Annotated in this window: 7 protein-coding genes; 4 read left to right on the top strand and 3 right to left on the bottom strand. The window is 37.4% G+C overall.

What is annotated here, in order from left to right; translation table 11 throughout:
- Positions 1–6: 6 nt before the first annotated feature.
- The 3 genes from HMPREF9096_RS05960 to pnp all read right to left on the bottom strand — a co-directional run bounded on the left by HMPREF9096_RS05960 (position 7) and on the right by pnp (position 5,121).
- A complete protein-coding gene (locus HMPREF9096_RS05960; protein ID WP_009500137.1) occupies positions 7–1,845 on the bottom strand; it encodes a DEAD/DEAH box helicase in 1,839 nt (612 codons plus the stop codon).
- A gap of 120 nt (positions 1,846–1,965) precedes the next feature.
- Entirely contained in the window at positions 1,966–2,910 is a 945-nt protein-coding gene (nlpI, locus tag HMPREF9096_RS05965) for a lipoprotein NlpI (protein ID WP_032803314.1), read from the bottom strand.
- A gap of 81 nt (positions 2,911–2,991) precedes the next feature.
- Entirely contained in the window at positions 2,992–5,121 is a 2,130-nt protein-coding gene (pnp, locus tag HMPREF9096_RS05970; protein ID WP_009500135.1) for a polyribonucleotide nucleotidyltransferase, read from the bottom strand.
- A gap of 272 nt (positions 5,122–5,393) precedes the next feature.
- Between pnp and HMPREF9096_RS05975 the strand changes: the two genes are divergently transcribed.
- The 4 genes from HMPREF9096_RS05975 (at position 5,394) to HMPREF9096_RS05990 (ending at position 13,149) form a co-directional block, all read left to right on the top strand.
- Positions 5,394–6,236: a glycosyltransferase family 8 protein gene (locus tag HMPREF9096_RS05975; protein ID WP_009500134.1), complete on the top strand. Its 843-nt coding sequence runs from the start codon at positions 5,394–5,396 to the stop codon at positions 6,234–6,236.
- 75 nt (positions 6,237–6,311) lie between these two features.
- Positions 6,312–6,779 (top strand): N-acetylneuraminate anomerase, encoded by a 468-nt coding sequence (gene nanQ / locus HMPREF9096_RS05980; RefSeq protein ID WP_009500133.1) that lies wholly within the window; start codon positions 6,312–6,314, stop codon positions 6,777–6,779.
- Positions 6,780–7,006: 227 nt separating this feature from the next.
- Positions 7,007–9,892: a site-specific DNA-methyltransferase gene (locus tag HMPREF9096_RS05985; protein WP_009500132.1), complete on the top strand. Its 2,886-nt coding sequence runs from the start codon at positions 7,007–7,009 to the stop codon at positions 9,890–9,892.
- Between the two features lie 5 nt (positions 9,893–9,897).
- A complete protein-coding gene (locus HMPREF9096_RS05990) occupies positions 9,898–13,149 on the top strand; it encodes a DEAD/DEAH box helicase family protein (protein ID WP_009500131.1) in 3,252 nt (1,083 codons plus the stop codon).
- Positions 13,150–13,157: the final 8 nt, after the last annotated feature.

The following is a 13,157-nucleotide window of genomic DNA, read 5'->3' as shown; positions in this document are numbered from 1 at the left end:
AGGATCTTATCCTCGGCGATCACGGCGTGGTTTATCGCTAAAAGAGCGGTTACTTTTTTCATTAAATTTACGATTTCCACGATTGTCACCACCGCGTTCATTACGTCCGCGTTCTCCACGGAAATCGCCACCACGGCCTTTACGTTTACCATTAAAATCATCGCCGCCACGTGAACTATCAGACTTCACAGCACCTAAGAAAGACATTTGCATTTGTTTATTCAATACACGTGTTTTACCGAATTGTTGAAGTAGTTCTTTCGGCATACCTTGTGGCAATTCAACGGTCGTGTAGTCATCATAAAGTTTGATATGACCAATATAGCGGCTATTGATATCACCTTCGTTAGCAATTGCACCCACGATATGGCGAACTTCTACGCCATCAGCACGACCCACTTCAATACGATATAAATCCATTGGTTGTGGATTTCCGTAGCCTTTACGTTCGCCACGACGTTCAGCTGAACGTGGATTTTCACGGCGATCACCTCGTTCATTACGTTCACGACGACGTTTTTCCATTGGCGGATCTGGAGGAAGAATTAATTTTTGTTTGCCTTGAAGCAGCATCAACATTGCTGCAGCAATATCTTCTTGATCCTGATCGGCTGTAAATAAGTCTTCTAATAAACTACGATATTGCTCTAAATCGTGATGCTCGAGTTGTTTCGTAATTTTTGCGACGAATTTTTTGCGGCGGCATTCTTGTAACACAAGATGATTTGGCAATTCTACTTCATTGATACCTTTTTTCATTAGGTGTTCAATATTACGCAATAAACGACGCTCGCGAGGTTCAACAAACAATAAAGCACGACCAGAACGACCTGCACGACCAGTACGGCCAATTCGGTGCACATAAGATTCTGCATCAAGTGGAATGTCGTAGTTCACCACAAGGCTGATGCGTTCAATATCAATACCGCGTGCGGCCACATCGGTTGCCACAACAATATCTAAACTGCCGTTACGTAAGCGATCGAGGGTTTGTTCGCGGAGTTGTTGTGTCATATCACCATTAAGTGCGGCAGAACGGAAACCATTTTTCTCAAGTAGTTCTGTAATGTCTAAAGTGCCGGTTTTAGTGCGAGCAAAGATAATCGCGGCATCAAAATCTTCCACTTCTAAGAAACGAAGAAGGGCTTCATTTTTACGCACGCCGTGCACATACCAACAATTTTGATCGATATCTGGGGCATTTTCGTTATTAACTTTGATCTTCACTTCTTTCGGATCATTCATAAAACGTTTCGTAATACGACGGATCGGTTCAGGCATTGTTGCAGAGAATAATGCAGTTTGGTGATTTTCTGGTAATTCTGCCATGACGGTTTCTACATCATCAATGAAACCCATGCGTAGCATTTCATCTGCTTCATCTAATACAATAAAACGAAGTTCTGAAAGATTTAATGTTCCGCGACGAATATGGTCAAGAATACGACCAGGTGTACCCACAACCACTTGTGCGCCTTGTTTTAATGCACGAAGTTGGATGTCATAACGTTGCCCACCGTATAAGGTAACAATTCGGGTACCATGCGCATATTTAACAAATTGTTCACACGCATCGGCAACTTGAATAGCAAGTTCGCGAGTAGGTGCCATAACTAACATTTGTGGATGTTTTTCACTTGGATCGATTTGCGCTAATAAAGGCAGTGCAAAAGCAGCGGTTTTACCACTACCCGTTTGTGCCATACCTAGCACATCATTGCCACTGAGCAAATGTGGGATACAAGCTTGTTGAATTGGAGAAGGGGTTTCAAAACCTAAGTCAGAAACAGCTTTTAAAATGAACTCAGGTAAGCCTAAGTCATTAAAAGTAATTTTGTCAGTCATTAAAATACTCGAATATAAATAAGGAAAGCTCAAAGAGGCCTTCGGTTTATTAAGTTGAGCAGAGCGAATAAATTTTTCTATTCGTTCTACTACAAAGAGCGGTGAGTTTTTGATTGATTTTTAGAAAACAATCGCTTTTGTTACCGCTCTTTTCTCTTCTTTTTCGTCTTCTGTTTGAACCGGTTTTAATTCCATTAGTTCAAACGCAGCAAAACGATACTCAACAAAGTTATAAACCTGATTTGCCATAGCTAGTTTAAATAAAGCTGCCGCTTCATCTACTAGCCCTACATTGAGTTTTTGTTTTGCTAGATAAAAATAGGTTTCTGTGAGAATTTCAGCGTATTGTTGTGAATTTTCAGCAAATTTACTCGCACGTTGTTGTAATTCTTCTACAGAGATGTGTCCTAAGTAATATTGAACGATGTGTGTACCCCAGAAGTCCTCTGATAGCCCTTTTGCTCGTTCAACAAGGTTTGTTTGGGCTTCTTGTGGTTTTAATTTTTGTTCGTTCAAATATAGCCATAAGACACGATAGGGATCTTTTGTATCGGCTTGGTAGAACTGTAAGAAATCTTGCTGAGCAAGATGGTAGCGCCCTACATAATAAAAATTTAAACCACGATTAAGGTGGGTATAGTCATAACTTGAATCTAATTCAAACACCGTATTGAATGCTTCCAATGCGCCGTCGTAATCTTCTTCAAGCAATAAATAAAGCCCTAAGTAATTGTACACAGATGCCATTTTAGGCTGTAATGCAAGGGCTTGAGTAAAATCGTAACGAGCAAGTCCCCATAACCCAAGGGAATCATAGAGTACGCCACGTTCAAAATGTAACGATGCACGTTCTTCATTACTCATTTTTCCAACGAGTAGTACTTGGCTTAATCGCACGATCATCACTTCTTGTTCAAAGTGAGTATTCGGATTTTGTTCAGCCAATACGACATGATTTTTAGACACAAAACCGCCCCTAGACTGAACACAGCCTGCAAGGAGTAAAATCGCACATAAGCTAAATAAATAGACTATAAAATGGCGAGATAAGCGAAAACACCGCATTTGCTTTCTTTATGCCTAAAAGTTGGAAAACAACAAAACTTGGCAGCAGTTGCTACCAAGTTTTGATTCGATATTCCAAGATTATTCCTGTTCTTCTACAGAATCTTCTTGGTTAATTTCAGTTTCTTGTTTTGGAGTCAAGTCTTTCATTGTTAAACGAATACGACCTTGACGATCGATTTCAACAACTTTTACATTTACTTCTTGGCCCACTTGGAGGTAATCGCTAACTTTTTCTACGCGCTCTTCAGCAATTTGAGAAATATGAACTAAACCTTCTTTATTTCCAACGATTGCTACGAATGCACCAAAATCAGCAAGGCGAGTCACTTTACCTTTGTAAATTGCGCCAGCTTCAACTTCTGCAACGATTTCTTCAATACGTGCCATCACATTTTTCGCTGCACTGTTATCTACTGCGGCGATTTTCACTGTACCATCATCATCGATATCGATAGAAGTACCGGTTTCTTCAGTTAATGCACGGATAGTTGCACCACCTTTACCGATAACATCTTTGATTTTCTTCGGATCAATTTTCATGGTGTGAATACGCGGCGCATAATCGGAGATATCCGCGCGTGGAGCCGGGATTGCTTGTTCCATTACGCCAAGAATATGCATGCGTGCACTTTTTGCTTGGTTTAATGCAATTTGCATGATTTCAGGGGTGATACCTTCAATTTTGATGTCCATTTGAAGTGCAGTTACACCTTCACGTGTACCAGCCACTTTAAAGTCCATATCACCTAAGTGGTCTTCATCACCTAAAATATCTGAAAGAACCACGAATTTCTCTTCTTCTTTCACTAAGCCCATTGCGATACCTGCAACAGCGGCTTTGATTGGAACGCCCGCATCCATTAATGCTAAAGATGCACCACATACAGACGCCATAGAAGAAGAACCGTTAGATTCAGTGATTTCAGATACAACACGCACTACATACGGGAATTCAGCAAGGCTTGGCATAACTGCTGCTACCCCACGTTTTGCTAAACGACCGTGACCGATTTCACGACGTTTTGGCGAGCCGATCATACCGGTTTCACCTACAGAATATGGAGGGAAGTTGTAGTGGAATAAGAAGTGATCTTGACGTTCACCCGTTAATTCATCAATGATTTGTGCATCACGTTCAGTACCTAACGTTGCAACGGCTAATGCTTGTGTTTCACCACGGGTGAAAATTGCAGAACCGTGAGTACGTGGTAATACACCAGTGCAAATATCTAATGCACGAACAGTATCAACGGTACGACCATCAATACGAGGTTCGCCTGCAATGATGCGGCCACGAACGATTTGGCTTTCAAGTGCGGTGAAAATATCCACGATTTTACCTTCGCTGATTTCTTCATCTTCAGCTGTGATTTGTGCAATCACATCTGCTTTAATCGCATCGATTTGTTCGTAACGTAATTGTTTTTCAGTAATGCGGTATGCATCGCCTAAACGTGCTTCAGCAATCGCTTTTACTTTGTTGATTAAATCTGTATTTGGTTGTGGCGCAACCCAATCCCAACGTGGTTTGCCCGCTTCTTTTGCAAATTCTTTGATTGCTTCAACTACAACTTGTTGTTGTTGATGACCGAATACGACTGCCGCTAACATTTGTTCTTCAGTTAAAATGTCTGCTTCTGATTCAACCATTAATACTGCTTTGTCAGTACCTGCAACCACTAAGTCTAAACGGCTTTGTTTTTGTTCAGCCATAGTTGGGTTTAATACGAATTGGTTGTCGATGAAACCAACACGTGCCGCACCGATAGGGCCATTGAAAGGTACACCAGATAAGGTTAATGCTGCAGAAGCACCGATCATTGCCACTAAGTCTGGGCTGATTTGTGGGTTTACAGAAACTACAGTTGCCACAACTTGGATTTCATTGAAGAAACCTTCTGGGAATAATGGACGAATTGGACGGTCGATTAAACGTGCAATTAAGGTTTCGCCCTCAGATGGACGACCTTCACGTTTGAAAAAACCACCAGGGATTTTACCCGCCGCATAAGTACGCTCTTGGTAGTTTACGGTTAATGGGAAGAAGTCTTGACCTTCTTTCACATCTTTTTTAGCAACAACAGTCACGAATACCGTGGTATCGTCCATGCTTGCCATAACCGCTGCAGTTGCTTGACGTGCAATCGCGCCGGTTTCTAGAGTAACGGTGTGTTGACCGTATTTAAATTGTTTAACAATTGGATTCACAATGTTTTCCTTAAAATTTATATTAAAAACAATGCCTTATTTTCCAGATTGCGACTAGCAAAAGAAATCTTTTGTAAAAATAACCGCACTTTCGAGCGCTTAAAATTGCTTTTGATAGCCGCACGCTAATGTAGAAAATAAAGCCCGAGCATTATACAGGATGTTTTGCCTTAATGGGTAACTTTATTTCACATTGTCAACTTGTTATGATTGTGTCACTTTTATTTTGCTCTAAAAAAGTTGATTATGACTCCTCAAATTAGATTCCCCTTATGAAATATAGTGTAATTATGGCTAGTGATGCCAACTATCTTCCTTATGTAGAAATTACACTGAAATCTTTATTAATGCACCATGAAAATCTCTCTGTTTTTATTTTACATACAGGAGATATTTCTGAGTCGTGGCAAAATGATCTTCAACCTTATTTTGCTAAACGCTATTCAACATTACAATTAGTTCATATAGATAAATCAGAATTAGATTATTTTAGTACAAATAATTATATTACTTCTGCTACTTATTTAAGATTTTATATTGATCGCTTACTTCATTATAGTGATATTCCTTATTGGATTTATCTTGATTGTGATATTGTAATTAATGGCAATATTACGCTTCCTTTTGAATATTTAGATTTCTCTCGTCATACAATAGCAGCAGTTTTAGATCCTTATGTAACTTGCATTGGTCATCCCTACAAAGATAAGGATTATTTCAATGCTGGTGTTTTATATTTTAATATGGATAAGTATCAATTAGGAATTTCATCATTTTCTAAAGAATTAATTGCATTACATACCCAATTAAAAGAAAGTTTAATTTACGGCGATCAAGATCTTCTAAATTACTATTTTAAAGATCAGTGGATTCCATTAGATAAGCGTTATAATTTCCAATTAGATCATATGATTTCAATTAATAATCTTGATATTTCTCCTGTTATTTTTCATTTTACAGGTCCTCATAAGCCTCTTGATAATATTTTTTCTGAAAATGCTTGTGTTAATGCCGTAATTTCATTGTTTAGACTTTATGCTTCAATAAGTTGGCAAGATATTTGCTCTCTTCCGCTCGGCACTATAAGAGCTAATTGGATTAATCAAGAGAGATGATGTAATCGGTGGCTTTATTTCATTTAACCGACTTGGTATCATAGTGTAACTTTTATCCACTATAAGGAAAATTCTATGATTATTAGCAGCTTAACCAACCCAAATTTTAAAGTTGGTTTACCAAAAGTGATTGCTGAAGTATGTGATTATTTGAATACGTTAGATTTGAATGCGTTAGAAAATGGTCGCCATGATATTAACGATCAAATTTATATGAACGTAATGGAACCAGAAACTGCAGAACCAAGCAGCAAAAAAGCAGAATTACATCATGAATACTTAGATGTTCAGGTGTTAATCCGCGGTACAGAAAATATAGAAGTTGGCGCTAATTATCCTGATTTGTCTAAGTATGAATCTTACAACGAAGCGGATGATTATCAACTTTGTGCAGATATTGATGATAAATTTACCGTCACAATGAAGCCAAAAATGTTCGCTGTATTCTATCCTTATGAACCACATAAACCTTGCTGTGTAGTAAATGGAAAAACAGAAAAAATCAAAAAATTAGTCGTAAAAGTACCTGTTAAATTAATTTAACTGTCGAAAAAAGAGCGATTAAATTAGGTATTAAGTGATAGCTTTATAAAGAACGTTTAACTAAATTTTACAAAAATCCTTATTGGGTCAATTAACCATAAGGATTTTTTTATGGTGAAAGTTGTATAACTGTTATTGAACAGAACAAGTAAAATGATTTTTGTATTTATAAACTGTACCTATTTTAGTAAAATTTGTTCAATATTTCTTTTCAAAGGAACCTTACAATGACACCACAGCTTGCTCAACTTATCGCTAAATTACAAGAAATTTTTCAAATAAATCAACCTGATTTAGATTTCGGTATTTATCGCATTCTTAATTCACGCCAAACGCAAATCAACGACTTCCTAGAAAAAACGTTACCAAACAAAATAAATGCGGCATTAAATGGTAATTTTGAACAAGCAAATAACGTTTGCAACCATCTCTATACATTCTTTTCACGCTATTACGACCAAGGCGATTTTATCAGCCAACGCCGCTACAAAGGCGACACTTACGCCATTCCCTATGCCGGCGAAGAAGTGATGTTGCACTGGGCGAATAAAGACCAGTACTACACCAAATCAGGCGAAAGTTTCAGTAATTATGCGTTTACATTAGAAAATGGCAAAAAAGTACAATTTCGCCTAGTGGAAGCCGACACTGCAAAAGACAACCGCAAAGACAACGACCAAACCCGAGTATTTGCCTTAATTGAGCCAAAAATCAAAACCGAAACGGACGAAAATGGCGAGGAAATTCAAACCGATATTCGCCCAATCGAAGAAAATGGCGATTTACTTACAATTCGTTTTGAATACAAAGCGGTAAATAAAAAAGAAAAACAATCGGATTACATCACGCAAGCGGTGGAAAAAATCCAAAACTTTGCAATTTCTGATGAATTTCAAGGAATTTTCAAAGCAATGCCAACGGAGAAAAATAAAAATCGTACGCTTCTTGAAAAATATCTCACCGACTACACCGCTAAAAATACCGCTGATTATTTTATTCACAAAAACCTCGGCAAATTTTTAAATCAAGAGCTAGATTTTTATATCAAAAATGAAGTGATGAACTTGGATAACATTCAAGACAGCACTGATTTTTCACATATTGAGCAAAACCTCCAAACGATTAAAACGATAAAAACAGTAGCAAAAGAAATTATCGCCTTCCTTGCTCAATTAGAAGATTTCCAAAAGAAATTGTGGTTGAAAAAGAAATTTGTCGCAGGTTGCCATTATCTGATTACGCTCGATCATTTAACCGAAGCTCAAATACAGGCTACATTAGATAATCCAAAACAAACCACGCAATGGCAAGCCCTATTTAACGTGAATATAAGCGGTCTAAATGCGGCAGAACTTTGCAAAAATTATCCGCACTTGGTGGTGGATACGTCTTTATTTGAACTGAAATTCCAAGCTGATATATTAAATAATCTGCATGATTTAGATGAGAAAACGAATGGCTTACTGATTCATTCGGATAATTTCCAAGCCCTCAATTTATTGCAGGAAAGATATAAAGAACAGGTGAAATGTATTTATATTGATCCGCCGTATAATACGGGCTCAGATAACGATTTTATCTATAAAGATAATTATCAACATTCATCTTGGGCGGCAATGATGTCTAGCCGTTTTGAATTAGCACGAGATTTAATTCAAGATAATTCAGGCATTTGGGTTAGTACAGATGATGGTGAGTATGCTCGTTTACAAATTTTAATGGCAGATAGCTTTGGAAATGATAATTTTGTTGGCGATATTATTTGGAATAGCCGAAAATCAATGTCTAGCGACGCTTTAATTTCAGGGGCAATCAATCACACAACATTTTTTGCGAAAAATAAAGTTGTGTTAGACAAAAATAAAAGCAAATTCAGGCTTCCTGAAACAAAGGACGGCTTTGAAAATCCTGACAATGATCCTCGTGGGGCGTGGAAATTAGATCCTATGGATGCTGCAGAAATTCGCGAAAATTTAAGTTATGGTATTACAAATCCAAATACAGGCGAAACATTTTATCCGCCAGAAGGGCGACATTGGCGATTTGAAGAAAGTACAGTTTTAGATTATTTAAAAGATGGCAGAATTTTATTTGGGAAAACAGGGAAAGGAAAACCTGCATTTAAACGCTTTTATGAAGATGCCAAGGAAAAAGGTAAAACTACCAATACTCTTTGGGACGATGTAGGAACGACAACGAATGGCACAAAATTACTTCACGCTTTATTTAACAATACTATTCCTAAGGAAAAATTAAATAAAATCAAGCCAAAACCTATTGAATTCATGCAGAAAATTTTTCAATTACATAATGAAAAATTACCTGTTTATATGGACTACTTCGCAGGTTCTGGCACTACCGCCCATGCTGTAATTAACCTTAACCGAGAAGACAACGGCAACCGCAAATATATCTTGGTAGAACAAGGCGAGTATTTTGACAGTGTACTTAAACCACGCGTGCAAAAAGTGATTTTTGCTAAAGACTGGAAAGACGGCAAACCGCAAGCAGATAACGGGGAATTTGGTGGTGTGTCACAAATCGTCAAAGTACTAAAACTTGAAAGCTACGAAGATACACTCAACAACCTAGAGTTAAAACAGCCAGCAAGCGATTTATTCGCCCAAAACGAGGCGTTACAGAACGACTATTTATTGCACTATATGCTAGACGTAGAAAGTCGTGATTCACTGCTTAATACGCAACATTTTACTAAACCGTTTGATTATCAACTTAATATCGCCACCACTTCAGCGGGGGCGTATGAGGCGAAAATTATTGATTTGGTGGAAACCTTTAACTATTTGATTGGCTTGCGAGTAAGTGAAATCAATGACAAGCGTGAAAATGGCTTAGTTACGGTACAAGGCACAAATACAAGCGGCGAAAAAACGTTGGTGATCTGGCGTGATTGTGAAAAATACGACTATGACAGACTTAATGATTATTTAAACCGCCACAAAATCAATCCGCAAGAAAGCGAATTTGACGTAGTTTATATCAATGGTGACCATAATGTGGTAACCGCTTGGGAAGATTCTGATGGCGGTCTTAAAACGTTAAAAGTGCGATCAATTGAAAGCGAATTTTTAGCAAGAATGTTTGGGGAATAATTGCAATGGCGAAAAAAACGAAACCACAAAGCAAAACCACGTTTCACGATCATTTAATACTGAATCGTTATTTTTTATCGCTTTTTAATGCAGAGAAATTGCAAGATCTGAAAGCTCGTTTGGGGGATGATGGTCAGATTGAAAACGGTCAAACTCATTTCTTTGATGCGTTGGTGCATGGCCAGTTATTCCATACAGACGACATTAGCGAAAATGATTTATTGCGTTATGACAGAAACATTGTTCGCCATTGGCAAAAAATTACTGAAAAGCGGAATGATATTAGCGGGCATGTATTACAGATGAAATATTTTCAGTATTTGTCGTTATTGTTTACTGAAATTTATTTGGATTTTTACTTCAATCGCCAAGCGGCATTTCAAGCTGCTTTAAATGCACAGTTGAAAAAATACCAAACCGAATTGGGTGATAAAAATGCAGAAAAACGCACGCCATACACTGCAAGTGATTTAAACACGATTGCCTTTTGGAATGCCACAGGAAGTGGTAAAACCTTACTGATGCACGTGAACATTCTGCAATATTTGGATTATTGCCCTGAAAAAATCGACAAAATTATCGTATTAACACCAAGAGAAGGCCTGAGTAATCAGCATGTTATAGAGCTAGAAGAATCTGGTTTTTCGGCAAGTTTGTTTGATAAGAACCGTATTTCACCAAATTTATCCCTGAATTTTACTTCGTCTGATACGGTATCGGTAGAAGTGATCGATATAAATAAACTGGGAGAAAAATCAGGTGATAAAACCGTTGCTGTGGCAGAGTTAGATGGGCATAACCTTGTGTTAGTCGATGAAGGACATAGCGGTTCAAGTGCAGAAGATGGTGCATGGCAAAAACGTCGTGAAGCCTTAATTTCAGACGGCTTTGCTTTTGAGTATTCTGCAACACTTGGTCAAGCGGTGAGCGATAAAAAGAATACTTTATGTGAAAAATACGCTAAATGTATTTTATTTGATTACTCTTACAAGTATTTTTATGCCGATGGTTATGGAAAAGAAAGTTTGATTTTGAATCTGAAAAATGACTATTTTGCCGAACATGAAAAGCTCTATTTTACCGCTTGTTTGTTGTCGTTTTACCAGCAAATGTATCTGTTTGAAAAATTTTCAGACAAATTGACCACTTGGAATATTGAAAAGCCATTGATGGTATTTGTTGGAAAAAGCGTTGCAGACAAAACAAGTTCAAACGAAACTGCAGAGCAAAAACAAGAAAAATCCGACGTACAGAAAATTTTGGACTTTTTAGCGTTTTTCCTTAATGAGGCTGAATTAGCAAAAAGTTATTTGGCGGATTTGGTCGCAGATAAAGCCCGACTTTTAGATAATGCCGATAACAATATTTTCTTACAACGATTTACTGCATTAATGGACTTTGTTGGGCGTGAAGACGATTTGTATGCGGATATGCTCAAACGTTTATTTAACGCAGATAGCCAAGCTCGATTGCAGCTTAAATTGTTGAAAAAAGCATCTGGCGAATTATCACTTGCAGTGGGGAGTTATCCTGCTTTTGGGGTAATCAACATCGGTAGTGCAGCAGATTTTGCTAAAAGTGCAGAAAATAACCCTGCATTTGATACGACAAGTGATGAATTTGGTGAAGGTTTATTTGAAACTATCAACCAAAACTCAAGTTTAATTAATGTACTGATTGGAGCAAAAAAATTTACTGAAGGTTGGTCTAGTTGGCGAGTTTCTACAATGGGATTGCTCAATATGGGCAAAAAAGAAGGTAGTCAAATCATTCAAATGTTTGGGCGCGGTGTGCGCTTAAAAGGACGTCATTTTTCTTTGAAACGTAGTATGAGTGGAGAACGCCCTAAAGGTGTGCATTTAGAAAAATTAGAAACGCTCAATATTTTTGGCATCAATGCAAACTACATGGATCAATTCCGAAAATACTTGGCAGAAGAAGGCGTAAATCTTGATGAAATTATTACTATTGATTTTAAAGTGCAACCGAATTTACCCAAAGGGATAAAACTGAAAACACTTAAATTGGACGAAGAATATAAAGGTAATCGTCAGAAGAGCTTTAAACGTACAGAAAATGTTTATTTGTTTGAAATTCCTGAAAAATGGCAGGGTAAAGTAAAAGAACCGATTGCCATTCTTGACTGCTATCCTCGTTTGGAGTCTGTTGTAAGTAAAGGGAATCAACTCGAGCAAAGTTTAGATAAGCAAAAGAAACAAGGTCTTTTAGATAGTCGGCTATTTAATTTATTTGATTGGGATAAGATTTATCTCACGCTACAAAAAAGTAAAATGTTGCAATCATTAAATAATCTGCGATTGGATAGAGAGCGATTAAAAAAATTTGCCTACCGAAATGATTGGTACAAGCTCTATATTCCGCCAACAGAATTGGCAGTAACAGATTTTTCTTCAGTGCAAAAACAAGAAGGGTTGATGTTAGAACTGTTGACCGATTATTTAGAGGCATTCTACAAAGCGATGAAAGGGGCATATGAAGGTCAGTTTTATCGTGAAATACTTGTGGATGAAGAAAATGGTTCAATGGTGGAAAAGTATGAATTTACTGTCAATTTGAAAGCAGATGGAGGAGGTTATCAAGCCAAATTGGAAGATTTGAAAACACGAGTAGAATCGGGGGAACTAGCGAAAGTTTTGGGTTGGAAAGCACCAAACATAGAAGCGATTTGCTTTAATCCGCATTTGTTTTATCCAATTATGACCTTAGAAAATCAAGCGGCTTTACCTTTTACAATGAAGCCACTTTCAATGAAGGAAAAAAGTGAAATTCAGTTTGTAGAAAATTTGAAAAATGTACACTCTGCTGGTTTACTTAGTGAATGGACTGGTGGTAAAGAGTTGTATTTGCTACGCAATGCATCAAATAAAGCTAAAGGTTTGGGCTTTGCACTTGCGGGCAATTTCTATCCTGATTTTTTACTTTGGTTGGTGGATAAAGAAAATGGCAGACAATGGCTGACTTTTGTTGACCCAAAAGGCATTCGCAATATGACATGGGAACACCCGAAATTTAGCTTGTTTGAATCGGTTAAAACCTTGGAAAAAGAATTAAAACTCGGTTTAACACTTAATAGTTTTATCTTATCTATTACACCATATTCAGGCTTACTTAATGATGGGGCTGCAGCTTTGTATGATAAAACTGAAGAAGAATTTATCGATAAACATATTCTGTTTATGGATAAAGCTGATTATCTGCAAAAAATGTTTACGATGATTTTGGCTGATGCTGTTTAGAAAGAGGA

The sequence above is a fragment of the Haemophilus sp. oral taxon 851 str. F0397 genome (genome assembly GCF_000242295.1).
Lineage (GTDB): Bacteria > Pseudomonadota > Gammaproteobacteria > Enterobacterales > Pasteurellaceae > Haemophilus.
The sequence above is the reverse complement of the archived record's forward strand: the minus strand, read 5'-3'. Positions and strand labels throughout refer to the sequence as shown.